This window comes from Paraburkholderia bannensis (assembly GCF_014200455.1).
GTDB classification, from domain to species: Bacteria; Pseudomonadota; Gammaproteobacteria; order Burkholderiales; family Burkholderiaceae; genus Paraburkholderia; species Paraburkholderia bannensis_A.
Genome location: NZ_JACHBW010000007.1, coordinates 44,870 through 71,221 on the forward strand (window position 1 = coordinate 44,870; position 26,352 = coordinate 71,221).

At 63.4% G+C, this 26,352-nt stretch carries 27 protein-coding genes and 1 other RNA gene; 16 read left to right on the forward strand and 12 right to left on the reverse strand.

Going from position 1 to position 26,352, the window contains the following annotated elements:
* The first annotated feature begins 50 nt into the window (after window positions 1–50).
* From F4827_RS13190 to F4827_RS13215, 6 genes are all read left to right on the forward strand, one after another.
* Window positions 51–1,001, forward strand: a complete 951-nt coding sequence (locus F4827_RS13190; RefSeq protein WP_183724399.1) for a LysR family transcriptional regulator — start codon at window positions 51–53, stop codon at window positions 999–1,001.
* 288 nt (window positions 1,002–1,289) lie between these two features.
* Complete coding sequence (locus tag F4827_RS13195) at window positions 1,290–2,588, forward strand: Glu/Leu/Phe/Val dehydrogenase (RefSeq protein WP_183724400.1); 1,299 nt, start codon at window positions 1,290–1,292, stop codon at window positions 2,586–2,588.
* A 263-nt stretch (window positions 2,589–2,851) separates the two neighbouring features.
* Window positions 2,852–3,745 (forward strand): glutamate/aspartate ABC transporter substrate-binding protein, encoded by an 894-nt coding sequence (locus F4827_RS13200; RefSeq protein WP_183724401.1) that lies wholly within the window; start codon window positions 2,852–2,854, stop codon window positions 3,743–3,745.
* Between the two features lie 95 nt (window positions 3,746–3,840).
* Window positions 3,841–4,581: an amino acid ABC transporter permease gene (locus F4827_RS13205; RefSeq protein ID WP_183724402.1), complete on the forward strand. Its 741-nt coding sequence runs from the start codon at window positions 3,841–3,843 to the stop codon at window positions 4,579–4,581.
* Window positions 4,581–5,258 carry a glutamate/aspartate ABC transporter permease GltK gene (gltK, locus tag F4827_RS13210; protein ID WP_183724403.1) on the forward strand — a complete coding sequence of 226 codons (678 nt, stop codon included), beginning with the start codon at window positions 4,581–4,583 and terminating at the stop codon, window positions 5,256–5,258. The genes F4827_RS13205 and gltK overlap by 1 nt, the downstream gene beginning before the upstream one ends.
* Complete coding sequence (locus tag F4827_RS13215) at window positions 5,255–5,980, forward strand: amino acid ABC transporter ATP-binding protein (RefSeq protein WP_027816873.1); 726 nt, start codon at window positions 5,255–5,257, stop codon at window positions 5,978–5,980. Before gltK ends, F4827_RS13215 begins: the two co-directional genes overlap by 4 nt.
* A 78-nt stretch (window positions 5,981–6,058) precedes the next feature.
* On the opposite strand, the gene F4827_RS13220 is transcribed toward F4827_RS13215, so the two are convergent.
* Window positions 6,059–6,988 carry a class II glutamine amidotransferase gene (locus F4827_RS13220; RefSeq protein ID WP_183724404.1) on the reverse strand — a complete coding sequence of 310 codons (930 nt, stop codon included), beginning with the start codon at window positions 6,986–6,988 and terminating at the stop codon, window positions 6,059–6,061.
* Between the two features lie 272 nt (window positions 6,989–7,260).
* Between F4827_RS13220 and pyrC the strand changes: the two genes are divergently transcribed.
* The 3 genes from pyrC to rnpB all read left to right on the forward strand — a co-directional run bounded on the left by pyrC (window position 7,261) and on the right by rnpB (window position 9,650).
* A complete protein-coding gene (gene pyrC, locus F4827_RS13225) occupies window positions 7,261–8,316 on the forward strand; it encodes a dihydroorotase (RefSeq protein WP_183724405.1) in 1,056 nt (351 codons plus the stop codon).
* Complete coding sequence (locus tag F4827_RS13230) at window positions 8,313–9,215, forward strand: DUF3025 domain-containing protein (RefSeq protein WP_260175178.1); 903 nt, start codon at window positions 8,313–8,315, stop codon at window positions 9,213–9,215. Before pyrC ends, F4827_RS13230 begins: the two co-directional genes overlap by 4 nt.
* A gap of 24 nt (window positions 9,216–9,239) precedes the next feature.
* An RNA gene (gene rnpB / locus F4827_RS13235) (RNase P RNA component class A) lies at window positions 9,240–9,650 on the forward strand.
* A gap of 71 nt (window positions 9,651–9,721) precedes the next feature.
* On the opposite strand, the gene F4827_RS13240 is transcribed toward rnpB, so the two are convergent.
* On the reverse strand, window positions 9,722–10,144 hold the full coding sequence (locus tag F4827_RS13240) for an OsmC family protein (protein WP_167061121.1): 423 nt from the start codon (window positions 10,142–10,144) through the stop codon (window positions 9,722–9,724).
* 485 nt (window positions 10,145–10,629) lie between these two features.
* Complete coding sequence (locus F4827_RS13245) at window positions 10,630–11,049, reverse strand: DUF1090 family protein (RefSeq protein WP_183724406.1); 420 nt, start codon at window positions 11,047–11,049, stop codon at window positions 10,630–10,632.
* Window positions 11,050–11,535: 486 nt separating this feature from the next.
* Here F4827_RS13245 and rplM point away from each other — a divergent pair, with 486 nt between their 5' ends.
* The 3 genes from rplM to erpA all read left to right on the forward strand — a co-directional run bounded on the left by rplM (window position 11,536) and on the right by erpA (window position 12,974).
* Window positions 11,536–11,964 carry a 50S ribosomal protein L13 gene (gene rplM / locus F4827_RS13250; protein ID WP_027795838.1) on the forward strand — a complete coding sequence of 143 codons (429 nt, stop codon included), beginning with the start codon at window positions 11,536–11,538 and terminating at the stop codon, window positions 11,962–11,964.
* 11 nt (window positions 11,965–11,975) lie between these two features.
* Window positions 11,976–12,368 carry a 30S ribosomal protein S9 gene (gene rpsI / locus F4827_RS13255; RefSeq protein WP_183724407.1) on the forward strand — a complete coding sequence of 131 codons (393 nt, stop codon included), beginning with the start codon at window positions 11,976–11,978 and terminating at the stop codon, window positions 12,366–12,368.
* Window positions 12,369–12,608: 240 nt separating this feature from the next.
* The gene (gene erpA / locus F4827_RS13260; RefSeq protein WP_027816867.1) at window positions 12,609–12,974 is read left to right on the forward strand and encodes an iron-sulfur cluster insertion protein ErpA; all 366 of its coding nucleotides are present in this window, start codon (window positions 12,609–12,611) and stop codon (window positions 12,972–12,974) included.
* Window positions 12,975–13,038: 64 nt separating this feature from the next.
* Here erpA and F4827_RS13265 read toward each other — a convergent pair whose 3' ends face one another.
* On the reverse strand, window positions 13,039–14,196 hold the full coding sequence (locus F4827_RS13265) for an anhydro-N-acetylmuramic acid kinase (protein WP_183724408.1): 1,158 nt from the start codon (window positions 14,194–14,196) through the stop codon (window positions 13,039–13,041).
* Between the two features lie 230 nt (window positions 14,197–14,426).
* Between F4827_RS13265 and tyrS the strand changes: the two genes are divergently transcribed.
* From tyrS to F4827_RS13285, 4 genes are all read left to right on the forward strand, one after another.
* Window positions 14,427–15,683, forward strand: a complete 1,257-nt coding sequence (tyrS, locus tag F4827_RS13270) for a tyrosine--tRNA ligase (RefSeq protein ID WP_183724409.1) — start codon at window positions 14,427–14,429, stop codon at window positions 15,681–15,683.
* Window positions 15,680–16,150: a D-aminoacyl-tRNA deacylase gene (gene dtd, locus F4827_RS13275; RefSeq protein WP_183724410.1), complete on the forward strand. Its 471-nt coding sequence runs from the start codon at window positions 15,680–15,682 to the stop codon at window positions 16,148–16,150. Before tyrS ends, dtd begins: the two co-directional genes overlap by 4 nt.
* A gap of 15 nt (window positions 16,151–16,165) precedes the next feature.
* Entirely contained in the window at window positions 16,166–16,849 is a 684-nt protein-coding gene (locus F4827_RS13280; RefSeq protein WP_183724411.1) for a histidine phosphatase family protein, read from the forward strand.
* A 327-nt stretch (window positions 16,850–17,176) separates the two neighbouring features.
* Window positions 17,177–18,322: a branched-chain amino acid ABC transporter substrate-binding protein gene (locus tag F4827_RS13285; RefSeq protein WP_183724412.1), complete on the forward strand. Its 1,146-nt coding sequence runs from the start codon at window positions 17,177–17,179 to the stop codon at window positions 18,320–18,322.
* A 70-nt stretch (window positions 18,323–18,392) separates the two neighbouring features.
* On the opposite strand, the gene F4827_RS13290 is transcribed toward F4827_RS13285, so the two are convergent.
* From F4827_RS13290 to F4827_RS13325, 8 genes are all read right to left on the reverse strand, one after another.
* Window positions 18,393–19,259, reverse strand: a complete 867-nt coding sequence (locus tag F4827_RS13290; RefSeq protein WP_260175203.1) for an oxygenase MpaB family protein — start codon at window positions 19,257–19,259, stop codon at window positions 18,393–18,395.
* Between the two features lie 91 nt (window positions 19,260–19,350).
* Window positions 19,351–20,436 (reverse strand): Holliday junction branch migration DNA helicase RuvB, encoded by a 1,086-nt coding sequence (gene ruvB, locus F4827_RS13295; RefSeq protein ID WP_183724414.1) that lies wholly within the window; start codon window positions 20,434–20,436, stop codon window positions 19,351–19,353.
* Window positions 20,437–20,578: 142 nt separating this feature from the next.
* Window positions 20,579–21,160: a Holliday junction branch migration protein RuvA gene (gene ruvA / locus F4827_RS13300; RefSeq protein ID WP_183724415.1), complete on the reverse strand. Its 582-nt coding sequence runs from the start codon at window positions 21,158–21,160 to the stop codon at window positions 20,579–20,581.
* A gap of 73 nt (window positions 21,161–21,233) precedes the next feature.
* Window positions 21,234–21,776: a crossover junction endodeoxyribonuclease RuvC gene (gene ruvC / locus F4827_RS13305; protein WP_183724416.1), complete on the reverse strand. Its 543-nt coding sequence runs from the start codon at window positions 21,774–21,776 to the stop codon at window positions 21,234–21,236.
* A gap of 133 nt (window positions 21,777–21,909) precedes the next feature.
* On the reverse strand, window positions 21,910–23,475 hold the full coding sequence (gene purH / locus F4827_RS13310; RefSeq protein WP_183724417.1) for a bifunctional phosphoribosylaminoimidazolecarboxamide formyltransferase/IMP cyclohydrolase: 1,566 nt from the start codon (window positions 23,473–23,475) through the stop codon (window positions 21,910–21,912).
* Window positions 23,476–23,548: 73 nt separating this feature from the next.
* A complete protein-coding gene (locus tag F4827_RS13315; RefSeq protein WP_027816854.1) occupies window positions 23,549–23,782 on the reverse strand; it encodes a Fis family transcriptional regulator in 234 nt (77 codons plus the stop codon).
* Window positions 23,779–24,843: a tRNA dihydrouridine synthase DusB gene (dusB, locus tag F4827_RS13320; RefSeq protein ID WP_183724418.1), complete on the reverse strand. Its 1,065-nt coding sequence runs from the start codon at window positions 24,841–24,843 to the stop codon at window positions 23,779–23,781. The genes F4827_RS13315 and dusB overlap by 4 nt, the downstream gene beginning before the upstream one ends.
* A 195-nt stretch (window positions 24,844–25,038) precedes the next feature.
* A complete protein-coding gene (locus F4827_RS13325) occupies window positions 25,039–26,325 on the reverse strand; it encodes a UbiH/UbiF/VisC/COQ6 family ubiquinone biosynthesis hydroxylase (protein ID WP_183724419.1) in 1,287 nt (428 codons plus the stop codon).
* Window positions 26,326–26,352 lie beyond the last annotated feature (27 nt).

A 26,352-nucleotide genomic window follows, 5' to 3' on the forward strand; every position in this document is an offset into this window, starting at 1 on the left:
GGCGCGGTCGGGCCTAGAATGCGGACTTCTCATCCGAATGCCTGTCCCGCATGGAACTCAAATGGCTCGAAGACTTCGTTTCGCTCGCGGAAACGCATAGTTTCAGCCGCTCAGCCGAGCTGCGCCACGTCACCCAACCGGCGTTCTCGCGCCGCATCCAGGCGCTCGAAGCGTGGCTCGGCACCGAACTGATCGATCGTTCGGTTTATCCCACGCGCCTCACCTCGGCGGGCCAGGTGTTCTACGAACAGGCGCTGGCGATGCTTTCGCAATTCCATGAGGCGCGCACGGTGCTGCGCGGCCACACGGCCACGCCCGCCGCGACCATCGAGTTCGCGGTGCCGCATACGCTTTCGCTCACCTATTTCCCGCGCTGGCTGCAGCGCATCGAGGCCAAGCTCGGCCGCATCCACACGCGCCTGCGCGCGCTCAACGTGCACGACGCCGTGCTGTCGCTGGTCGAAGGCGGCTGCGATCTGGTGATGGGCTATCACCATCCGAGCCATCCCGTGACGCTCGATCCGGCGCGCTACGACACGCTCACGCTCGGCATCGAATCGATCAGCCCGTACTCGGCGCCGCAGCGCGCGGGCCGCGCGCGCTACACGCTGCCGGGCACGCCCGACGCGCCCACGCCCTATCTCTCCTACACGCCCAACGCGTACCTCGGCCGCATGACCGAGGTGATCGTCGCCAATGCGCCCACGCGGCTCTACCTCGACCGCGTCTATGAAACCGACATGGCCGAAGGGCTCAAGGCGATGACGCAGGCCGGTCACGGCATCGCGTTCCTGCCGCACAGCGCGGTGGAGGAGGCGGTTGCGCAGGGCAAGCTGATGCGCCTCGATCGCGGCACGCGCGGCGCGCCCGAGGGGCAATTCACGCTCGACATGGAGATCCGCCTCTATCGCGACAAGCTTGCCGCCCAGGGCGACGACGCCCGCGAAGCGCTGGTGCGCGCGCTTTGGGATGCGGTGAGCGCGGAAATCGCGCGCGGCTAAGCCCCGCCTCAGTTACGAATACGCCCGATGCGAAAGCGGACACGGCAGCGCAAGCCGCCGTGTCCGCTTTCGCATGGCTGTTTTGCGCGGCCGGAAACAATCGTTGCGTCACGTTGACGCGCCGTCGCGATTCCCGCAAACGCCCGCCGTTACAGGGTATCCGCGACACATTCTTGCGAATTTTCCAACGTTATGCACGAAAAGCATAACGTGATGAACAAACGGCATTGGCGCGAGTGAAGGTGTTTTCTGACAATGGCGGCACTTGTTCGATCGCTTGGAGCGTTCATGTCATCCCAATCGCAGTCTGCTGTGTCTTCGGTTCCTTCCTATCTTCACGCCGACGCGCTCGGTCCGTGGGGCAACTATCTCCGTCAGGTGGATCGCGTCGCGCCGTACCTCGGCTCGCTGTCGCGCTGGCTCGAAACGCTCAAGCGTCCGAAGCGCATCCTGATCGTCGATTGCCCGATCGAACTCGATAACGGTACGGTGGCGCACTTCGAAGGCTATCGCGTTCAGCACAACGTCTCGCGCGGTCCCGGCAAGGGCGGCGTGCGTTATCACCAGGACGTTACGTTGTCCGAAGTGATGGCGCTGTCGGCATGGATGTCGGTGAAGAATGCCGCGGTGAACGTGCCGTACGGCGGTGCGAAGGGCGGTATCCGCGTCGATCCGCGTACGCTTTCGCGTGGTGAGCTTGAGCGCCTGACGCGCCGCTACACCAGCGAAATCGGCATCATCATCGGACCGAACACCGACATTCCTGCGCCGGACGTCAACACGAACGAGCAGATCATGGCGTGGATGATGGACACGTACTCCATGAACCAGGGGCAGACGTCCACCGGCGTCGTGACCGGCAAGCCGATCTCGCTGGGCGGCTCGCTCGGCCGTCGCGAAGCCACCGGCCGCGGCGTGTTCGTGGTGGGTTGCGAAGCGGCTCGCCGCAAGGGTCTGTCGATCGAAGGCGCACGCATTGCCGTGCAGGGTTTCGGCAACGTCGGCGGCATCGCTGCGCGTCTGTTCCAGGAAGCGGGCTCGAAGCTCGTCGCGGTGCAGGACCACACGGGTTCGCTCTATAAGTCGACCGGTATCGACGCCGACGCGCTGCTCGAACACGTTGCGAAGACAGGCGGCGTGGCAGGCTTCGCCGGCGCCGACATGCTGAGCAACGACGAATTCTGGACCATCGAAACCGACATCCTGATTCCGGCCGCGCTGGAAAACCAGATCACGGAACAGAACGCTGGCAAGATCCGCACGAAGATCATCGTCGAAGGCGCAAACGGCCCGACCACGACGGCAGCCGACGACATCCTGCACGACAAGGGCATCCTCGTGATTCCGGACGTGGTGGCGAACGCGGGCGGCGTGACCGTTTCGTACTTCGAGTGGGTGCAGGACTTTTCGAGCTTCTTCTGGACCGAAGGCGAAATCAACGAACGTCTGGAGCGCGTCATGCGCGAAGCGTTTACGGCGGTCTGGCAAGTGTCGAGCGAGCAAGGTGTGTCGATGCGTACGGCGGCGTTTATCGTGGCATGTAAGCGCATCCTGATGGCGCGCGAAATGCGCGGTCTGTACCCCTGATCGAAGCGGTAAAAATTGCGTCGCCGGTTATACGCCGGCGGTGAGAGGTAACGAACGGGCGGTCCCCACAAGGGGCCGCCCGTTTTTGCATTCGCACTGTGAAAAAAAGATGAAAAAGCCGCGACAGGGTGCAATTTCATGCAGCGTGCAACCCTGTCATGGAGCGGGTTGTGCGTGGTTGCAACGCCAGGGTCGGCCTTTATTCTTTCAATAAAGTTACTTTGCTACACTGCGCTCGATCCATGCCAAGAAGGAGATCACAGATGAAATTCAAAAAGGCCGCCCTCGTTCTCGCCACCCTCGGTCTGGTCGCCGTCGGTGCACATGCGCAGGACTCGGGGACGCTCAAAAAAATCAAGGACACCGGCGTCATCTCGCTGGGTCACCGCGAATCGTCGATTCCGTTTTCGTACTACGACGACAAGCAGAATGTGATCGGCTACTCGCAGGACTACGCGCTCAAGATCGTCGAGGCCGTGAAGCAGAAGCTGAACATGCCTAACCTCAAGGTCAAGATGGTGCCGATCACCTCGCAGAACCGCATTCCGCTCGTGCAGAACGGCACGATCGACATCGAATGTGGCTCGACGACCAACAATGTCGAGCGTCAGCAGCAAGCTGCCTTCACGAACACGATCTTCGTGATCGGCACGCGCCTGATGACGAAGAAGGATTCGGGCATCAAGGATTTCGCCGACCTCAAGGGCAAGACCGTCGTGACGACGGCGGGCACGACGTCCGAGCGCCTGCTGCGCAAGATGAACCAGGACAAGAACCTGGGCATGAACATCATCAGCGCGAAGGATCATGGCGAATCGTTCATGACGCTCTCCACCGGCCGCGCAGTGGCGTTCATGATGGATGACGCGCTGCTTGCAGGCGAGCGCGCCAAGTCGAACAATCCGGGCGATTTCGTGATCGTCGGCACGCCGCAATCGCGTGAGGCTTACGGCTGCATGCTGCGCAAGAACGACCCCGAGTTCAAGAAGGTCGCCGACGACGCCATCGCCAAGGTCGAAATGTCGAGCGAAGCCGACGCGATCTACAAGAAGTGGTTCGAATCGCCGATTCCGCCGAAGGGTCTCAACCTGAACTTCCCGGAAAGCGACGACATGAAGGCGCTCTACAAGAGCCCGAACGACAAGGCTATCGACTGATCGCGGCCTTAACCACCTGATCAGCGTGTAACACAGGACGGAAGAAGCGGACGCAAAAGCGGCGCTTCTTCCGTTCTTTTTGTTGGAGTCTCTTCATGTCCTATCACTGGAACTGGGGCATTCTGCTCAGCCCGGTCTCGACGGGCGAACCCACCACGTACCTTGGCTGGCTCATTTCGGGCCTGTGGGTGACGGTGTCGGTGTCGCTGTGCGCGTGGGTGATCGCGCTCGTCGTCGGTTCATTCTTCGGCGTGCTGCGCACGGCGCCGAACCGTTTCCTCGCGGGCGTCGGCACGGTCTACGTGGCGATCTTCCGCAACATCCCGCTCATCGCGCAGTTCTTCATCTGGTACTTCGTGCTGCCGGAACTCGTGCCGCCTTCGCTTGGCAATGCATTCAAGCAGCTGCCGCCGGGCATCCAGTTCTTTACGGCCTCGGTGATCTGTCTGGGTCTGTTCACGGCTGCGCGCGTGTGCGAGCAGGTGCGCTCGGGCATCAACGCGTTGCCGCGCGGCCAGCGCGCCGCGGGTCTGGCGATGGGATTCACGCAATGGCAGACGTATCGCTACGTACTCCTGCCGGTTGCGTATCGCATCATCGTGCCGCCGCTCACGTCCGAATTCCTGAATATCTTCAAGAACTCGGCGGTGGCGTCCACCATCGGACTGCTCGATCTGTCCGCGCAGGCGCGTCAGCTGGTGGACTACACGGCGCAAACCTATGAGTCGTTCATCTCGGTCACGCTCGCGTATGTGCTGATCAATGTGATCGTGATGGCGCTGATGCGCTGGGTCGAAGCGAAGACCCGGCTGCCAGGCTATATCGGAGGCAAGTGATGCATCATTTCGACTGGAGCGGTATTCCGGGCGCACTGCCTACCTTGTGGACCGGCGCCATCGTCACCTTCAAGATCACGGTTTGCGCGATCGTCGTTGGGATTCTGTGGGGCACGCTGCTCGCGCTCATGCGCCTGTCGGGCGTCAAGCCGCTGGAGTGGTTCGCCAAGGGCTACGTCACGGTGTTCCGCTCGATTCCGCTGGTGATGGTGCTGCTGTGGTTCTTCCTGATCGTGCCGCAGGTGCTGCAGAATCTGCTGGGCCTGTCGCCCGACATCGACATTCGCCTCGCTTCGGCGATGATCGCGTTCTCGCTGTTCGAGGCCGCGTATTATTCCGAGATCATTCGCGCCGGCATTCAGGCGGTGCCGCGCGGGCAGGTCAACGCGTCCTTCGCGCTGGGCATGCGTTACGGCCAGGCGATGCAGTATGTGGTGCTGCCGCAGGCGTTTCGCGCGATGGTGCCGCTGCTGCTCACGCAGGCCATCGTGCTCTTTCAGGACACGTCGCTCGTGTATGTGATCAGTCTCGCCGACTTCTTCCGCACCGCCACCAACATTGGCGACCGTGACGGAACAATGGTCGAGATGGTACTGTTCGCGGGCGCATGCTATTTCGTGATCTGCGTGATCGCGTCGAGCCTTGTGAAAGGTCTTCAGAAAAAGGTCGCAAGATGATTTCAATTAAGAACGTTTCGAAGTGGTACGGCCAGTTCCAGGTGCTGACCGACTGCACGACGGAAGTGAAGAAGGGCGAGGTGGTGGTGGTGTGCGGGCCGTCGGGCTCGGGCAAGTCCACGCTCATCAAGACCGTCAACGGACTTGAGCCGTTCCAGCAGGGCGAGATCCTCGTGAACGGCCAGTCGGTGGGCGACAAGCGCACCAATCTCTCCAAGCTGCGCGCGAAAGTGGGCATGGTGTTCCAGCACTTCGAGCTGTTCCCGCATCTGTCGATCACTGAAAATCTGACGCTCGCGCAGATCAAGGTGCTTGGCCGCAGCAAGGACGAAGCCACGCAAAAGGGCTTGAAGCTGCTCGATCGCGTGGGCCTGCGCGCGCACGCCGATAAATTCCCCGGCCAGCTTTCGGGCGGTCAGCAGCAGCGCGTGGCGATTGCGCGCGCGCTGTCGATGGACCCGGTGGCGATGCTGTTCGACGAACCGACGTCCGCGCTCGATCCGGAAATGATCAACGAAGTGCTCGACGTGATGGTGGAACTGGCGCAGGAAGGCATGACCATGATGTGCGTGACGCACGAAATGGGCTTTGCGAAGAAGGTCGCGCACCGCGTGATCTTCATGGACAAGGGCGCCATCGTCGAAGACGACCGCAAGGATGACTTCTTCGCCAATCCGAAGTCGGATCGCGCGAAGGACTTCCTCGCCAAGATCCTGCACTGATCGACGAAGCAACAATGCAAAAAGCCGCGCAGCCCTCAGGGCGTGCGCGGCTTTTTTTCGTTTGACGCGGTAGGGTGCTTATTCGCCCCAGCTCTGCAGGGCATCGACGGCTTCCGCGTCGATTTCGCCCGCTTGCACGTTCAACGAAGGGCAGGGCGCCACGCGCGACGCACTCGCCGACGCGTCCAGCGCCGGATTCTTCAGTTTGTCGAGCACCTTCTGCGGTACCGGCACGCGGGTCTGCGCGATCACCTCGCCGTGCTGGAACATCAGCAGATCGCCGGGCGCGAAGCGCGTCCAGACTTCGTTGTCGGTGAGCGGCGCGGTGGCGATCACGGCCACGCGGTCTTCAGGCGTGGTGTATTTCGCGAAGTCGATGGAGACGTCCGCGTCCACCAGATGCGCGGTCGAAAACGGCCAGCGGCGCACCAGATAGTGCAGATGCGTGGAGCAATGCGCGAACAGCGCCTGGCCATTCGACATCAGGAAATTGAACACGCCGAACTGCGTGATCTCGCGCGTGAGCGTCTCAAGCGCGGCGAACAGTTCGTCCAGAGGCGGCTGCGAACCCGGAAATGCCTTGCGCAAGCCTTGCAGCAGCAGGCAGAAAGCGCGCTCGCTATCGGTCGTGCCGACCGGCTGATACACGCCCGTCATCACGGGATTGAAGTCCTGCAGGTCGCCGTTGTGCGCGAAGATCCAGTGCCGGCCCCACAGCTCGCGCTGGAACGGGTGGCTGTTTTCCAGCGAGCAGCCGCCTTGCGTAGCCTTGCGGATATGCGCGATGGTGTTGCGGGATTTGATCGGATAGCGCTTGACCATCTCGGCGAGGGGCGAGCGGGCCGAGGCTTCGTTGTCGATGAAGAGGCGGCAGGCCTTGTCCTCGAAGAACGCGATACCCCAGCCATCGGCGTGGTGATCGGTGGCGCCGCCGCGCGCCGCGAATCCGGTGAAGGAGAACGTGACGTCCGTCGGCGCGGCGCAGTTCATTCCGAGAAGTTGGCACATGGCGCGTATCAGATGCTGTGGTACAGCGGGCGAAGCGGGGCCGAAGCTAACCTCATGACCCGGTACAATGATGATTTTCCAAGCATATCACCGGCCTGCGGCGCGCCAATACGAAATTTGTCGGATGCTTTCCCGTCCCGCGTGAAAGCGCGCCGGAACGGCGGTCGCACCGATGTGGCGGACAAGCCGCTGTCGTGTGCGCGCGACGTCCGCTGCCGTGTATCCGCGATGCTTGGCGCAAATTCTTCCGCGTCACACGTACCAGACTAGCCATGAATGCTTCCACCCCCACGACTCTCACGCTCGCCCGCCCCGACGACTGGCACCTGCACGTGCGCGACGGCGCGATGCTCGCCGCCGTCCTGCCGCACACCGCGCGCCAGTTCGGCCGCGCGATCATCATGCCGAACCTGAAGCCGCCGGTCACCACGACCGAAATGGCCTCGGCGTACCGCGACCGCATCCTCGCGGCGCTGCCCGCGGGCATGACGTTCGAGCCGCTGATGACGCTCTATCTCACCGACAACACCCCCGCCGACGAGATCCGCCGCGCGAAGGCGAGCGGCTTCGTGCATGGCGTGAAGCTGTATCCGGCGGGCGCGACCACGAATTCCGACGCCGGCGTGACCGACATCCGCAAGTGCGCGAAGGCGCTCGAAGCGATGCAGGAAGTGGGCATGCCGCTGCTCGTGCACGGCGAAGTGACGAGTCCCGACATCGACCTGTTCGACCGCGAAAAAGTCTTTATCGACCGTGTAATGACGCCGCTGCGCCGCGATTTCCCGGGCCTGAAGGTGGTGTTCGAGCACATCACGACCAAGGACGCTGTCGATTACATCCGTGCCGATAACGCCGCGCCCGGCCTGCTGGGCGCGACCATCACGGCGCATCACCTGCTGTACAACCGCAACGCGATCTTCCTCGGCGGGATTCGTCCGCATTACTACTGCCTGCCGGTGCTCAAGCGCGAAACGCACCGCCTCGCGCTGGTCGAAGCGGCCACGTCGGGCGATGCGCGCTTCTTCCTCGGCACGGATAGCGCGCCGCACGCGAAGGGGCTCAAGGAGCACGCCTGCGGCTGCGCGGGTTGCTACACGGCGCTGCACGCGCTCGAACTCTACGCGGAAGCGTTCGACAACGCGGGCGCGCTCGACAAGCTCGAAGGCTTCGCCAGCTTCTACGGCGCGGACTTCTACGGCCTGCCGCGTGCCGCCGAAACCGTCACGCTGCGCCGCGAAGACTGGGAACTGCCGGGCGAAATCGAAGCGGGCGGCGTGCCGGTCGTGCCGCTGCGCGGCGGCGAGACCATCGGCTGGAAGCTGGTTTGAGCGTAGCGAGCGTCGGCGTGGCGATGCCTGAAACGATCGATGCGAGCGCATCGATCCCTCAAAAAGCGCCGCGCCGCAGCCTTCCCGAAGGCCATTTCGCCGATATCGACTGGGCGCACCCGTGGTTCGCCCAGCACGAATCACGTGGACGCCGCTGGCAACAGGCGGCGCTGGCGGGCTACGCACCTTATCTGGCCGAACTGAACGCCGATGCGCGCGCCGCCGCTCATCGCACCGGCCGCGGCCAGGCGCTGCATTTCATCGCGCAGGACGATCTGCCCGCAGGCGCGTCCTACGAAGGCCACATCGCCGCGACGGGCGGCGTGCCCACACGCCACAACCTGCACGACTTCTTCAACGCGCTGCACTGGTTTGAGTTCCCGCGCATCAAGGCGGCGCTCAACGCGCGCCAGGCCGATGCCATCGACGTGCTGGGCGTCGGCCCGACGCGCGGCGGCGTGCGCGACGCGCTCACGCTGTTCGATGAAAACGCCGTGCTGTTCGCGAGTGCCGATGCCGCGCTGACACGAGCGCTGCGCGAGTTCGACTGGCGCGCGCTGTTCGTCGACGCTCGCGCGAAGTGGGACGTTGCATGCGAAGTGCGCGTGTTCGGCCACGCACTACTCGAAAAGCTGGTCGCGCCCTATGCGGCGTGCACGGCGCACGCGTGGGTGATCGACGTGCCCGAGGCGTATTTCGCCTGGCCGCGTGCGCTGCGCAATGCGTATCTCGACGAGATGGTGAGCAAAACGCTCGCAAGCGTGGCCGATCTGAATGGCCGTAGCTTCGCGCCGCTGCCGGTGCTGGGCATTCCGGGCTGGTGGGCGCCTAATGAAGAAGCGGTGTTCTACGACGATACCTCGGTGTTTCGGCCTGGTCGGCGTCAGCGTCAGGTCTGAAGCCGTGCTAATATCGCGCCTCGCAAAGCAGGCCAGGCAGTCGCGGCCCCGAGATTTCGGTCGAGGGGGCGAGGAAAGTCCGGACTCCACAGGGCAGGGTGATGGCTAACGGCCATCCGTGGTGACACGCGGAACAGGGCAACAGAGAACAGACCGCCGATGGCCCGATTTCGGTCGGGATCAGGTAAGGGTGAAACGGTGCGGTAAGAGCGCACCGCGTCTGCGGTGACGTAGACGGCACGGTAACCTCCACCCGGAGCAATTCCAAGTAGGCAGGCGCGCATCTTCGGGATGCAGGATGGGGCCCCCATTTCGTCTGCGGGTAGGAAGCTTGAGCGCGTCAGCAATGGCGCGCCTAGAGGAATGGCTGCCACGCGCGGCGCGTCTTCGGACGCGACGTGCGCACAGAATCCGGCTTATCGGCCTGCTTTGCAGCCTCATTGATGCAAAAAGCCGGCGCGGTTCATCGAGAACCGCGCCGGCTTTTTCTTTTTTCGCCCCGGGTTTTAAACCGCGACGATCTCGAACGAGTGCGTGATTTCGGCGGTCTTGCCGATCATGATCGACGCCGAGCAGTACTTGTCGTGCGACAGGTTGATCGCGCGTTCGACGGTGGCCGGGTTCAGGTTCTTGCCCGTCACGGTGAAGTGGAAGTGGATCTTCGTGAAGACCTTGGGATCTTCGCTCGCACGTTCGGCCTTGAGCGTCACGTTGCAGCCGCTCACTTCCTGGCGGCTCTTCTTGAGGATCAGCACCACGTCGTACGCCGTGCAGCCGCCGGTGCCGAGCAGCACCATTTCCATCGGGCGCGGCGCGAGGTTATGACCGCCGCCTTCCGGGGCTCCGTCCATGTTGACCAGATGGCCGCTACCCGTTTCGGCGGCGAAAGCCATGCCATCCTGACCCATCCAGCTTACTTTGACTTCCATGCGTTTGCCCCTGCGCAAATTATCTCGATTCAGCCGGCATTGTAGCCCGCGGCCTACTGGTATGTCCGGGGGGACATGGCGCATGCCCATCATGCGCTCTGCCGGAATGTTGCGACGCGAAGCCGCGACCGCAAGGGTATTTCCCTCCCGTGATTAGGGGTTTCGCTCTACTGAAATGAGGGGCACACACCGTCGTTTATTGATAAATATCTGATTCTTATGGATATTTTTTCTGTGAGCAGATATTTTTATAATTTCGCATTATGGTGTTTAGATTCATAATGCGAATTTTCTTGCGTTGCACAAGGCCGATCGGTATAGTTACTTACATTGGTTGTCTTGCTTCACGACACCTCAGCATGTCTCCTCCACCCTCCTCCAAAGAGTGGATTAAGCCCGAGCAAACGCGCTTGGGCTTTTTTTCGTCCGCCCGCTGCAGATACCTACTGCACTTCGGCTTACCGCAGATCGAGCTTCCCGGGTTTTTAGCCCTTTAGCGCGGCTTGCGCGCGGTGAAGGTCGTCGATTTTTTCGCGGAGCCTGTCCTGCTTGTCGGCCAGCCTTCGCTCGGCTTGTGCGATTCGTTGTGTATCGCCGCGGCTTTGTGCGTCGCGCAGCCTGTCGGATGCTTCATCGACATCGGCCTGCGCCCTGCGGACGTCTTCCTGTTGCTGTGCCACGTCGCGCTCGGCGCGTGCAGCTTGAGCTGGACCCGCACACTCTGCCTTCGCGGCCGAGAGTTCGGATTCGAGGCTGGCGGCCTGGCCGACGTTGCCCCATTGCTTCGCGATCTGGATTTTGGTCTTGATTGCGTTAATGCGTGCGTCGCAGTCCTGATATCTGGCAAATGCGTTCGTACTGATCGCAACCAGAGCGATGGCTGCCGCGATGACTGGCTTTTTCATATCCGTTCTGTTCCATGGTGAGTCTGGAGCGGCAACGCGCCGCCCATCGGCACTTTGCCGTCACGTCTGCGCGTCGCGTAATGATTTCGGTAGGAGCCTTGACGGGGGATCGGTGCGTCGGATTGACGCATGAGCGCGGCCTGTTCGGGGGCGGCAAGAGGAGTCGCAGACGCACCGAGTCGAGGCGTCGATGACAGACCGCGCAATTCGAGAGTGACGTCGGTGAAACGGGAGCGAAAGCCAGCGGCTTGCAGGACGGTGCCGTCCGGCGCCTCGTTGAAGCTAACTATTTGGCTTTACAAGACTTTTCAGTTTATAATCGTCGGTTTCCCGCATCATGCCCGCGGGGAAGCCGGTTTCCTCGTGTTTCTCGTGTCAAAACGGGAAAGCGGGAAACCCGGACCAGGGAGAGCCTGCGCCGGCGCCAACGAGCGTCATCACACAAGCAGGACCGAATCAGGGCACAAGTTATTTTTTGGATCGATCATGAAGACTTTTTCCGCCAAGGCACATGAAGTGCAGCGCGAATGGTACGTGATTGACGCGACGGATAAGGTTCTCGGCCGTGTCGCCAGCGAAGTGGCACGCCGTCTTCGCGGCAAACACAAGCCTGAGTTCACCCCGCACGTCGACACTGGTGATTTCATCATCATCATCAACGCCGGCAAGCTGAAGGTCACGGGCAACAAGACGACCGACAAGAAGTACTACCGTCACTCGGGCTACCCGGGCGGTATCTACGAAACGACGTTTGGCAAGATGCAAGAGCGTTTCCCGGGCCGCGCGCTCGAGAAGGCTGTCAAGGGCATGCTGCCGAAGGGCCCGCTGGGCTACGCGATGATCAAGAAGCTCAAGGTCTACGCAGACGCAACGCATCCGCACTCGGCTCAACAGCCGAAGGCGCTCGAGATCTAAGGGGAGCCCACATGATCGGTAACTGGAACTACGGTACGGGCCGCCGCAAGAGCGCAGTCGCACGTGTCTTCATCAAGGCTGGCAAGGGCGACATCATCGTCAACGGCAAGCCTATCGCTGACTACTTCTCGCGCGAAACGTCGCTGATGATCGTGCGTCAACCGCTGGAACTCACGAACCACGGCACGACGTTCGACATCAAGGTGAACGTGACGGGCGGCGGCGAAACCGGCCAGGCTGGCGCGGTTCGCCACGGCATCACGCGCGCGCTGATGGACTACGACGCAACGCTGAAGCCGGAACTGTCGAAGGCTGGCTACGTTACGCGTGACGCACGTGAAGTGGAACGTAAGAAGGTCGGTTTCCACAAGGCACGTCGCCGCAAGCAGTTCTCGAAGCGTTAATTTTCGCTTCGTGGTCCATGCGTTCCTCGCGGAGACGCATGGCTGCTGCAAAACCGCCTCGCGCAGAAATGCGCCGGGCGGTTTTTTCGTTTATGAGAAGTACGAACGCGCGCCACTTGTTTGATCCATATTTGCGATGTGGATCAAACAAGTGGCGAGAAACCCTTGATTTCCTGGGCTTAAGCACGATCTCAGGAACAGCCCTACAATAGCGGCAAGAAGCTTTTTTGGAGAGTTCGAATGAACGCTGTCACCGAGACCCCCGTGACTGAAATGCCCGGTCCCTTCGTTTTTACCGACGCAGCGGCTGACAAGGTCAAGCAACTGATCGACGAGGAAGGCAACCCGGAGCTGAAGCTGCGCGTGTTCGTGCAAGGCGGCGGCTGCTCGGGCTTCCAGTACGGTTTTACGTTCGACGAGACCGTCAATGAAGACGACACCGTGATGACCAAGAACGGCGTCGATCTGCTGATCGACTCGATGAGCTACCAGTACCTCGTCGGCGCCGAGATCGACTACAAGGACGATCTGAACGGCGCGCAGTTCGTCATCAAGAACCCGAACGCCTCGACCACCTGCGGTTGCGGCTCGTCGTTCTCGGTCTGATCGAACCGGCAAGCGGTAAAGAAAAACGGGGCTTCGGCCCCGTTTCTTTTTGGCACAGCAAACTTTATCGCGGATAAATCGCGCCCAGCACGCGTTCGCCGGCCGCGCCCGTGACGGCCGGCAGATTGCCCGGCTCGCGCGCCGCGCAGCGCATCGCCAGCCAGGCGAAAGCGAGCGGCTCCACCTGCTGCGGCGGCACGCCCAGCGCCTCGGTCGTCATGACCGGCACGCCTGCCACGCCGCCCGTTTCCAGCGCCTTCTGCAGCGCCTGCATCAGCGCCGGATTGCGCGCGCCGCCGCCGCACACGTAGACTGCGCGGCAGTCACCCGCATGACGCTCGATTTCGCGCGCGATGCTCACCGCGGTCAGGGCGACAAGCGTGGCCTGCACATCGGCGGGCGTGAGCGTTTCGAAACCCTTGAGCTTGTCGTCGAGCCATTGCGCGTTGAACAGATCGCGTCCCGTGCTTTTGGGCGGTTGCTGCTCGAAAAACGGTTCGTCGAGCAGTACGTTCAGCAGCGGCTGATGCAGATTGCCGCTCGCCGCGAACTGGCCATTCTCGTCGTAAGGCTTGCCCAGATGGCGCTCGGCCCATAGATCGAGCAGGGCATTGGCCGGGCCGCAATCGAAGCCGCGCACCGCGCCGGTGGCGCTCAAAACCGTGATATTGCTGATGCCGCCGAGATTGCAGACCACGCGCGTCTCTTCCCGCGAGCCGAATACCGTGGCGTGAAACGCCGGTACGAGCGGCGCGCCCTGGCCGCCCGAGGCAACGTCGCGGCTGCGGAAATCGGCGATCACGTCGATGTGCGCGAGTTCGGCGAGCAGCGCGGGGTTCTGGATCTGCACCGTGAAGCCCTTTTCGGGCCGATGGCGGATGGTCTGGCCATGCGCGCCGATCGCGCGCACCTGATCGGCTGACAGATTGCCCGCGCGCAGCAGTTCGTGGCAGCAGACCGCATAGCGCGCGGCGAGTGCATTGCCTGCGAGCGAGGCGCGCTCGATTTCGTTTTCACCGGGCTGCTGCAGCGAGAACAGCGCCTCGCGCAAGCCCTGCGCAAAGCCGACAAAAGCTTCGGCCAGCACGACCGGCCGCTGGCCCTGTTCGAAACGCACGGCGATGCCGTCCACGCCATCCATGCTGGTGCCGGACATCAGACCGAAATACACGCCGTCGCCCGGGTGTGCGCTCTCAAATTTCTGTGCGTCGCGTGCCGCCACGTTGTGCTCCTGTCGTAAGTGCGAGGAAGGGGTTTCCTGACGGTGATTATCGGGGCAATGGCCGTTCGGCGTAAGCCGAAAGGCCGGTTGTGGCGCGCGGTGTGGAATGCGACGAGAGCACACATCAGCGAACGCACGCACCCAAACACGCCCAAACCTCGGCCCCGCGTGTCGAATCACGTAAAATCCCGGTCTAGACACCGACTTAACGACATCGAACCGATCGAAGCATGAGCACCGACTCCACTCCCAATAGCAGCGGCTCGAAAGACGCCTTTCCGGTCACCGACGAAGTTCGTCACGCGCTCGCCGTCACCAAACGCGGCGTCGACGAACTGCTGATCGAAGAAGAATTCCAGCAAAAGCTCGCGAAGAGCGCTGCCACCGGCAAGCCGCTGCGCATCAAGCTCGGCCTCGATCCGACCGCGCCCGACATCCACATCGGCCATACGGTCGTGCTCAACAAGATGCGTCAGCTGCAGGATCTCGGCCACAACGTGATCTTCCTGATCGGCGACTTCACCTCGCTGATCGGCGACCCGTCGGGCCGCAACGCCACGCGTCCGCCGCTCACGCGCGAGCAGATCGAGTCGAACGCCAGGACCTATTTCGAACAAGCCGCATTGGTGCTCGATCGCGAAAAGACCGAGATCCGCTACAACAGCGAATGGTCGATGCCGCTCGGCGCCGACGGCATGATCAAGCTGGCGTCGCGCTACACGGTCGCGCGCATTCTGGAGCGCGAGGATTTCACCAAACGCTTCCAGGGCGGCGTGCCCATCTCGATCCACGAATTCCTCTATCCGCTGATGCAGGGTTACGACTCGGTCGCGCTCAATGCGGATCTGGAACTCGGCGGCACGGACCAGAAGTTCAACCTGCTGGTCGGTCGCGAACTGCAGAAGCAGTACGGCCAGGAACAGCAGTGCATCTTGACGATGCCGCTGCTCGAAGGCCTCGACGGCGTCGAAAAGATGTCGAAGTCCAAGAACAACTACGTCGGCATCAGCGAAAAGCCCAACGATATGTTCGGCAAGCTGATGTCGATTTCGGACACGCTGATGTGGCGTTATTTCACGCTGCTGTCGTTCCGTCCGATGGACGAGATCGAAGGCTTCAAGCGTGAGATCGAGGCGGGTCGCAATCCGCGTGATTTCAAGGTGCTGCTCGCTCAGGAAATCGTCGCGCGCTTCCACTCGCAGATCGACGCCGAACGCGCGCTCGAAGACTTCAACCACCGCGCCAAGGGTGGCGTGCCGGACGACATTCCGGCGGTCACGCTCGCGGGCGCGCCGCTCGCGATCGGCCAGTTGCTCAAGCAGGCCGGCCTCGTGCCGTCGACCAGCGAAGCGCTGCGCAATATCGAGCAAGGCGGCGTGAAGATCGACGGCGCCACCGTGTCCGACAAGGGCCTGAAGGTCGAAGCCGGCGAGTTCATCGTGCAGGTCGGTAAGCGCCGGTTCGCGCGCATCACGCTGAGCGCATGATCGCGCTGATCCAGCGCGTGCTGCGCGCCGACGTGCGCGTGCAGGACGGCAACGCGAGCCGCGTGACGGGCGAGATCGGCCAAGGGCTGCTCGCGCTCGTCTGCGCGGAGCGCGGCGACACCGAAGCGAGCGCCGACAAACTGCTCGCGAAGCTGCTCGGCTATCGGGTGTTCAGCGACGCGGCAGGCAAGATGAATCTGCCGGTGCAGAACATCGACGGCAACGGCACGCCGGGCGGTCTGCTGCTGGTGTCGCAGTTCACGCTGGCGGCGGACACCAACAGTGGTCTGCGCCCGAGCTTCACGCCCGCCGCACCGCCCGACGAAGGGCGACGTCTGTTCGACTACTTCGTCGCCAATGCACGGGCGAAGCATTCCACGGTCGAGACCGGCGAATTCGGTGCGGACATGCAGGTGTCGCTCGTCAACGACGGGCCCGTCACGTTCTGGCTGCAAGTGCGTAACTGACCGAGGCGAGCATTCATGACGACGCAGATCCTCTTTATCCGCCACGGCGAAACCGACTGGAACCGTATCAAGCGCATCCAGGGGCACATCGACATTGCGCTCGCAACGAGCGGCGTCGAACAGGCTGCATTGCTCGGCGCGCGTTTCAAGCGTGAAGCGCAGGAAGGCGCCCGGCTCGATGCAGTCTGGTCGAGCGATCTGATGCGTGCGCAACAAACTGCGCAGCCCATCGCGCAGGCGTTGGGGCTCACGGTTCAACTCACCGAAGGCTTGCGCGAGCGCAACTACGGCGCGTTCCAGGCACACGACAGCGAGCAGATCGCCGAACGCTTTCCCGATGAATACGCGCATTGGCAAACGCGCGATCCCGGCTTCGCGCCGCCCGAGGGCGAATCGCAACGCGAGCTCTATCACCGTGTACTGCATGCGCTGGAGCCGATCCTTGCAAAGCATCCCGAAGGGCGCATCGCATGCGTGGCGCATGGCGGCGTGCTCGACTGCATTTACCGTTTCGCGAACGGCATCGATCTCGAAGCGCCGCGTGCGTGGCCGCTGCTCAATACGAGCGTGAACGTGGTCGATTTCGGGCGCGAGGGTTCGCACATGACGGCACGCGTGGTCTCGTGGGGCGATGTCTCGCACCTGCCGTCAGCAAGCGCCGACGATGGCCTCAAGCGCACGCCCGAACCGGGCCGTTAATTCGCTGTAGTCTCACTCCGATCGATTCGCGCGCGACGTTCCATGCCTGGACCGGCGCGTGCGTCAAGCCTCCTTTGCTGTTTGCGCACGCAACGTTTTCGGCGCGATAACCGCTAGCCGCCGGACGAACCCGCCTGCTACCATTCTTCCGACCTTTGCGCTTTGCCGCGCCGGTAGGGCCTCGCAGCGACTCTCGACGTCTGCGTGCGCCAGCCGTGCGTTGGAGAGGAACGCGCACGCACCACGCGCTGCCGGAGCGACGAAGCCAGGGTTGCAGAACGAAAAGCTGTTTCCAGAACGAATGACATAAAAAGCAGGAGATTTTCAATGACGTTCAAGCTTCACAAGTTGTTGCCGTTGAGTGCCGCCGTGCTGGCGTTCGGCGCGATGTGCGCGAATGCGTCCGCGGATCAGGTCGTCAAGATCGGCCATGTCGGTCCGCTCACGGGTGGGTCGGCCCACCTCGGCAAGGACAACGAAAACGGCGCGCGGCTCGCAGTCGAAGAGATCAACGCGAAGGGCCTCACGATCAACGGCCAGAAGGTCACGCTCGTGCTCGACGCCCAGGACGATGCCGCCGATCCGCGCCAGGCCACCCAGGTCGCGCAAAAGCTCGTCGACGACAGAGTCGTGGCGGTGATCGGTCACTTGAACTCGGGCGCGTCGATTCCGGCTTCGAAGATCTATAGCGATGCGGGCATCGTGCAGATTTCGCCGTCGTCGACCAATCCGTCGTACACGCAGCAGAACTTCAAGACCACGTACCGCGTCGTGGCGACCGATGCGCAGCAAGGCCCGGCGCTGGCGAACTACGCGGCCAGGAGCCTGAACGTGAAGACGGTCGCCGTGGTCGACGACTCGACCGCCTACGGCCAGGGCCTCGCGAACGAATTCGAGAAGACCGCGAAGTCGCTCGGCCTGAAGGTCGTCTCGCACGATGCGACCAACGACAAGGCCGTCGATTTCCGCGCGATTCTGACCAAGATCAAGGGCGAAAACCCCGACGCGATCATGTACGGCGGCATGGACGCCACCGGCGGTCCGTTCGCCAAGCAAGCGAAGCAACTCGGCCTGCGCGCCAAGGTGCTGGCAGGCGACGGCGTCTGCACGGAAAGCCTTGCGCAGCTCGCGGGCGCGGCATCGGACAACATCGTCTGCTCGCAGGCGGGCATGGCGCTCGAACGCATGGAAGGCGGTGCGGCGTTCTCGGCGAAGTACACCAAGCGCTTTGGCCATCCGGTCGAATTCGATGCGCCGTTCACCTATGACGCGGTGTATATCGTCGTCGATGCGATGAAGCGCGCGAACTCGGCCGACCACGCCAAGGTCCTCGCGCAAATCCCGGGCACCGACTACAAGGGCGTGATCGGTGAAACCGTGTTCGATTCGAAGGGCGATCTCAAGCATGGCGTGATCTCGCTCTACAACTACAAGGCAGGCAAGAAGTCGCTGCTCGACGTGGTGAAGATGTAAGCGGCGTTCAAGGACGCTGAGAATGAAACGGCCAGTGCGCGCGAGCGGCTGGCCGTTTTTGATTGCCGGTTCACTTCGACGCCGGCATGGCGGCGCGGCGGCGCGCACGTTTCGATACGCCGTTCACGAGCGCCCAGCGCAGCACCGGCGCGACGGCGCGCATGCCGGGCTGCACGATACTGCGGCGCGCAAGCGCAAAGCGATCGAAGCCCAGCATCGCCTGCGCGAACGGCGGCAACAGGTCGATGCCGGCCTGGCGCATCAGCGCGCCGGCGGGACGCATGGCCGGGCGCGGCGCCGGCGCTTCCATCAACACGCGCACGACTTCGCGCGTGCGCTCGCTGGCAACCAGTTCGGGCTGCATCGCCTGCAGATAGGCGGTGATTTCGGCGCGCGAGCGCGGCACGCTGGTCGCGCCGAGCAACTGGGCGATCTGCGCGACTTCGGCGTAGTACTGATCCTGCAACGCGCCCGGCAGCGCCGGATTCACGTAGCGCAGATACGCAGCCAGAAAGCTCGAAACTTCGGCGACGTGAACCCAGGTGAGCAAGGCCGGATCGCTTGCGCGATACGGGCGACCGTCGGGCGCGCTGCCCGTCACGCTTGCGTGGATGGTTTTCACGCGTTCGATCAGCGCGAGTGCATCGGCGCGGCTGCCGTAGGTCGTGCCCGCGATGAACGTCGCAGTGCGGCGCAAGCGGCCGAGAATATCGGTGCGAAAGGTGGAATGGTCCCAAACGCCCGCGAGCGCAAGCGGATGCAGCGCCTGTAGCAGCAACGCGCTGATGCCGCCTGCCATCATGCCGGCGAAATCGGCGTGGACTTTCCAGCAGATCGCGTCGGGTCCGAACAGACCCGGATCGCCCGGCGGATTCGAGTAGTCGAGCTTCGGGCCGCTGCCCGTGGTGAGGTGTGTGACGCTCTCGGCGAGCGTCATACGCAGGCGCTGCGCGAACTGGGCGGCGAAACCTTTCGGTTCGGGAGCGTCGTGGCGGCGGCCGGCGTGATCGGACATGGTGGCTGTGGCTTTACGCCTCGTTCGGGTCCCAGTCGCCGCCCTTCGAGGCGTTGTCAGGGACGGTCAGGCCGAAGTGGCGGTAGGTCATCTGCGTGGCCACGCGACCGCGCGGCGTGCGTTGCAGGAAGCCTTGCTGGATCAGATACGGCTCCAGCACGTCTTCGATGGTGTCGCGCTCTTCGCCGATCGCGGCGGCGAGGTTGTCGACGCCCACCGGGCCGCCGTCGAACTTGTACAGGATCGCTTCGAGCAGCTTGCGGTCCATGAGATCGAAGCCGACGGGATCGACGTCGAGCATGCGCAGCGCCGCATCGGCGACCTCGGCGGTGATGTTGCCGTCGGCTTTGACTTCGGCGTAATCGCGCACGCGCCGCAGCAGGCGGTTGGCGATACGCGGCGTGCCGCGCGAGCGACGCGCGATTTCGAGCGCACCGTGGGGATCGATCTGCGCGCCCAGCAGCGCTGCGGAGCGCTGCACGATGCGCGCGAGCTCGCCCGCGTTGTAGAACTCCAGCCGCGACACGATGCCGAACCGGTCGCGCAGCGGGTTGGTGAGCATGCCCGCACGCGTGGTCGCGCCGACCAGCGTGAACGGCTGCAGATCGAGCTTGACGCTGCGCGCGGCCGGACCTTCGCCGATCATGATGTCGATCTGATAATCCTCAAGCGCCGGATACAGGATTTCCTCGACGACCGGCGAGAGCCGGTGGATTTCGTCGATGAACAAGACGTCGTTGGCTTCGAGATTGGTGAGCAGTGCGGCGAGATCGCCCGCGCGTTCGAGCACGGGACCCGAGGTTTGCCGCAGGCTGACCCCCATTTCGCGCGCGATGATGTGCGCGAGCGTGGTCTTGCCCAGACCCGGCGGCCCGAACAGCAGCACATGGTCGAGCGGTTCGGAACGGCGCTTGGCGGCTTCGATAAAGATTTCGAGCTGGCCGCGCACCTTTTCCTGGCCGACGTATTCGTCGAGCTGGCGCGGCCGCAAGGCGCGCTCGAACGCTTCTTCGCCGGACGAGGCGGGCGTGGGCGCGATCACGCGGCTGGCGCCGGTGTCCGATGCGCGATTCGCGGCGAGTTTGTCGGTTTCGATCATTCGACGATTGTACCGCGCACCTGGCGCGCAGGACGCCGCGTTTCCGGCCTTGCCCCAAGGCCGGAAACACGTTGCAACTAACCGCAAGTAGATGCGCGAACGCCTTGGGCGCGCAGCGTTCGCGCCCGGTGATTCGCGCGCATTACGCCTTGGACAGGGCCTTCAGCGCGGCCTTGATGCCATCGGAAACGCCCGTGCCGGCCGGCACATTCTTGATCGCGGCCAGCCCTTCCTTCTCCGAATACCCCAACGCGAGCAGCGCGTTGAGGATGTCGTTCGCGTGATCCGAAGGCGACGCTGCCGCCGCCATTGCGCCCAGATCCGCGCCGAGCTTGCCCTTGAGTTCGAGCAGCAGGCGCTCTGCGGTCTTCTTGCCGATGCCCGGCACGCGCGTGAGGCGCGCCGAATCCTGCATCGTGATGGCCTGCGAGAGATCGCCCACGCTCATGCCCGAGAGGATCGCCAGCGCCATGCGCGCGCCGATGCCGGTGATCTTGAGCAGTTCGCGAAACGTGGCGCGTTCCTCGACCGTGGCGAAACCGAACAGCAGGTGCGCGTCCTCGCGCACGATCATCTGCGTGAGCAGGACGACGCGCTCGCCGCAGCTGGGCAGGTTGTAGAACGTGCTCATCGGCACATCGACTTCGTAGCCGACACCGTTGCAGTCGATGAGCAGGTGCGGCGGGTTCTTTTCCAGCAATACGCCGGCAATGCGACCGATCATGGCAGGTTCAACGAAATGAGAAAGCGCAGAGTGTAGCGCAGCGCGCCGTGCGAAAAGCCAGTCAAACGGCTAGTCAGCCAATTAAGCGCCCGCGCCGCACGCGCACGCCTTTCTTCGCGAGTGCCGGCGCCAGACCGCCGAGCGTGGCGAGCGCATCGCCGCTGTGGGCGTGGCAGATCGCCATGCCGAGCGCGTCGGCGGCGTCGGTGCCAGGCACGCCGGTGAGGCACAGCAGGCGCACGACCATCTGCTGCATCTGCTCCTTGGTCGCACGCCCGTAACCCACCACAGCCTGCTTCAATTGCAGCGCGGTGTATTCGGCCACCGGTACGCCCCCCGAAACCAGCCCGCAAATCGCCGCGCCGCGCGCCTGGCCGAGCAGCAGTGTCGATTGCGGATTGACGTTGACGAAGACCTTTTCGATCGCGGCCTGATCGGGCGCGTGCTGGCGGATCAGTGTGGAGACGCCTTCGAAGATGGTGCCCAGACGCGAGGGCAGATCGGCATCGGCGGTACGGATGACGCCGCTTGCGACATACGTGAGCTGATGGCCGTGACGTTCGATCACGCCGAAGCCGGTCACGCGCAAGCCGGGGTCGATGCCGAGAATTCTCATGAAATACGGGGAAAAACCAGTGTGTTTGCGATGGTACAACGAACGCGCGTGTAGGCGGAAAACATCGGAGCACAAAGAAAAAGCCCGCTGGACGGGAAAGTCCAGCGGGCTTTTAGCAGAAACTAAGCGCCGATCAGTGACGGAAGTGGCGGATGCCCGTCATCACCATGGCGATGTTGTGCTCGTCGGCGGCGGCGATCACTTCGTCGTCGCGCATCGAGCCGCCCGGCTGGATCACGCAGGTCGCGCCTGCGTTGACCACTACGTCGAGACCGTCACGGAACGGGAAGAACGCATCCGACGCCACCGCCGAGCCGGCGAGCTTCAGACCCGCGTTCTCAGCCTTGATGCTGGCGATGCGCGCCGAGTCCACGCGGCTCATCTGGCCCGCGCCCACGCCCATCGTCATGCCGTTGGCGCAGAACACGATCGCGTTCGACTTCACGAACTTCGCGACGCGCCATGCGAACAGCAGATCGTCCATTTCCTTCGGCGTCGGGTGACGCTTGGTGACGACGCGCAGTTCGTGCGGCTGCACGTTCTTCGAGTCGAGCGATTGCACCAGCAGACCGCCGCCCACGCGCTTCAGATCGAACGCGTTATGGCCTTCGCCCAAAGCGATTTCGAGCAGACGCACGTTCTGCTTCGCGGCGAACACGGCCTTGGCCGCATCCGAGAACGACGGCGCGATCAGCACTTCGACGAACTGCTTCGACACGGCTTGCGCCGCGGCTTCGTCCACTTCGCGGTTGAAGGCGATGATGCCGCCGAACGCCGAGGTCGGATCGGTCTGGAACGCCTTCGAATACGATTCGAGCGCGTCCTTGCCCACTGCCACGCCGCACGGATTCGCGTGCTTGACGATCACGCAGGCCGGCACGTCGAAGGTCTTCACGCATTCCCACGCTGCGTCGGAATCCGCGATGTTGTTGTACGAGAGTTCCTTGCCTTGCAGCTGCGTGTAGTTCGCAAGCGCGCCAGCGGGCGAGGCCAGATCGCGGTAGAACGCTGCGCTCTGGTGCGGGTTTTCGCCGTAACGCAGATCCTGGACCTTGTCGAACGCAAGGTTCAGCGTTGCCGGGAAGGCGTTGCGCGACTTGTGTTCGAGCGCTTCGGTCAGGCTCGTCAGATAGTTCGTGATTGCGCCGTCGTACTGCGCGGTATGCGCGAACACCTTGGTGGCCAGACGGAAGTTGGTGGCGTAACCGACCTTGTTGCCGTTCGCGCGCATCTCATCGAGCACCGTCGCGTAATCGGTCGGGTCGACCACGACCGTCACGTCGCGATGGTTCTTCGCCGCCGAGCGCAGCATCGTCGGGCCGCCGATGTCGATGTTCTCGATCGCGTCTTCAAGCGAGCACTCTTCCTTCGAGATCGTCTGGACGAACGGGTAGAGGTTCACGACCAGCAGATCGATCGTCGGGATGTCGTGCTTTTCGAGCGCGGCCATGTGTTCCGGCAGGTCGCGGCGCGCGAGGATGCCGCCGTGGACCTTCGGATGCAGCGTCTTCACGCGCCCATCGAGCATTTCCGGGAAGCCGGTGTAGTCGGCCACTTCGGTGACGGGGAGGCCCGCGTCCGCGAGCAGTTTCGCGGTGCCGCCGGTCGAGAGGATCTTGACGCCGAGGTCCGACAGCGATTTCGCGAAGTCGACGATGCCTGACTTGTCGGAAACGGAGATGAGCGCTTGCTTGATCATGATGGGGGAGAGTTGCCGGGAGATCGAGAAGTGAGCGCTGGAAGTCCAGAGGTGCGGCGGGCCGCGACGGCCGTTACAGCAGGCCGTGCTGCTGGAGCTTCTTGCGCAGCGTATTGCGGTTGATGCCGAGGTACTCGGCGGCCAGCGACTGATTGCCGCCGGCCTGCTCAAGCACCACCTCGAGCATCGGTTTTTCCACGCACGCCATCACCATTTCATAGACGTCGTGCGGATTGCTGCCGTCGAGATCCTGGAAATAGACTCCCAGGCTATCGCGGACGGATTGTTCGATATTGTGCTTGCTCATGCTGCCAGTCGATCGTTGGGTTCGCGCTCGCCTTGTGCGCCGTTTTCATCGTCTTCGTAGACGAGGCGCTCGGAAACGGCTTTTTGCTCGTCGAAGAACTGATTGACGGCGGCGAGTTGTTCGCGTGTGGTGTCCAGCGTGTTCATGCGATGCCGGAACGCGTTGGCGCCGCAAAGGCCGCGAGTGTACCAGCCGATATGCTTGCGCGCAGTACGCACGCCCGTAAACTCGCCATAAAACGCGTAGTGGTCCTCCAGATGCTCGTTCATGATCATCTGGATTTCGTCCACGCGCGGCGGCGGCAGCAACTCGCCGGTGGCGAGAAAATGCTCGATTTCGCGGAACAGCCACGGACGCCCCTGCGCCGCGCGGCCGATCATGATGGCGTCGGCGCCCGTCACCGCGAGGACGTGCTTCGCCTTGTGCGGCTTCGTGATGTCGCCGTTGGCGACCACCGGAATGCGCGCGGCGGCCTTCACCGCAGCGATGGTCTCGTATTCTGCTTCGCCGTGATAGAGGTCGGCACGGGTGCGGCCGTGCACGGTCAGCATGGAAATGCCGCAGTCTTCGGCGATGCGCGCGACGGTGAGTGCGTTTTTGTTATCGCGATCCCAGCCGGTGCGGATTTTCAGCGTGACAGGCACGGCATCTGGCCCCACACCGACGGCATCCACCACAGCCTTGACGATGCGCGCAACGAGCGGCTCGTTTTGCAGCAGCGCCGACCCTGCTGCCACGTTGCAGACCTTTTTGGCCGGGCAGCCCATGTTGATGTCGATGATCTGCGCGCCGTTTGCGACGTTATACCGCGCCGCTTCGGCCATCATTTCAGGGTCGGCGCCCGCGATCTGCACGGAAATCGGCTCGACCTCGCCCGCGTGATTGGCGCGGCGCATGGTCTTTTCGCTCTTCCAGAGCTGCGCGTTGGAAGCAACCATTTCCGACACGGCGTAGCCCGCGCCCAGGCGCTTGCACAGCTGACGGAATGGCCTGTCCGTGACGCCCGCCATCGGGGCGACGAACAGGTTATTGCGCAGGGTGTGGCGGCCGATTGTGAACATGATGCGCGACAAAAGCGGCAGCGCGCCCGGCAGGCTCCGACGAAAGTCGAAGGCGTTGGCGCGTCTGCGGCTCGAAAAGGGAAACCGCTATTTTAGCGTTAACGAGATGCGGGGGCTCGGGTCGCGGACCCTGGTGTTGTTTGGTGCTGCCTCACAGGGCAGAGGAGAACTGCGCGAAATTCGATGCGACCCCGATCAACTCCGCTGCCCAAACATCATTTGCCGTGCCAGCGCGGTCTTCACCGGCGGCACGAATTCGAGCGCCGTGAGCGCCAGGCCGCGCAGCGCGCCGAGCGCCGGGAAATCCACTGTGAAGAGGCGCGCGAGCGTGTCCGTCGCGCCAATCGTCATGCGCCGGTCGAACGCGCGGCGGCCCGCGAAATCGGCCAGTGCGAGCGGCGTTGCGCCGTGTTGCGCGAGGGCGTCGGCGAGCGCGTGCGCGTCGCGCAGGCCAAGATTCAGCCCTTGGCCCGCAACCGGATGGAGCGTCTGCGCGGCATTGCCGACCGCCGCGATGCGACCGTGGCCCGACACCAGCGTATCGAGCGCATTCAAGCCGAGCGGGAACGCCGCACGACCCTTTATCTGCGTGAAGCGGCCCATGCGCGTACCGAACGCGGAGCCGAGTTCAGCAAGGAATTCGGCATCTGAAAGCGCTGCACGGCGCGCGGCTTCGACGGGCGCCGAGCACCACACGAGTGCGAAATCGGCGTCGCGCGCGCCGCCCATTGGCAGCAACGCAATCGGGCCCTCGTTGGTGAAGCGTTCCCATGCCACGTGCGCTTGCGGCGAGGACACCGTCACCACGCCGACCAGCGCCGTCTGCCCGTAATCGCGTGTGCGCTTTTGCACCCGTTGCAGTGCGGCTTGAGGCGCAGCGTATTCCGTATCGGCGCCGTCCGGCTGCGCGATATCGGCTTCAGGCGTTTGCACGCGATACAAACCGCCTTCGGCGTTCACGAGAATGCGCGTGCGCAGCCTGCGGCGTGTGTGCGAAGCGCCCTCAGTTTCCACCTGCAGCGTCACGCCGTCGTGCTCGACCGCCGGTTCCTGGGCATGCGTGCGGTGCAGCCACTGCACGCGCGTGCCGCGCACGGCCTGGGCGAGCGACTGGACGATCGACCCATAGCGCACCACGTAACCGAGCGCAGGCAGGTCGTAATCATGGCGATCGATCAGCGTGCGGCCAAAGTGGCCGCGCTGCGAGACGTGAATACGCTCGATCGACGTCGCGTCCTGCGGCCACGCAAGCGCCTGCAAAAGCGTGCGGCTGCCTTGCGAAACGGCGATGGCGCGCGGGTCGCCGTCGCTGTCCTCGGGTTCGCGCGCGTCGATCAGCGCAATCGACAGCGACGACGTCGCGCTGCGCTGCGCGAGCCAGCCCGCAAGCGCAAGCCCGACCGGCCCCGCGCCGACGATGATGACGTCATGGTCGAAAGGGGCGGGAGTGGCTTGCTCGCTGGCTGCATTCACGGCGTTCATGTCGCTGGGTTGGGTCCGGGTCGTTTC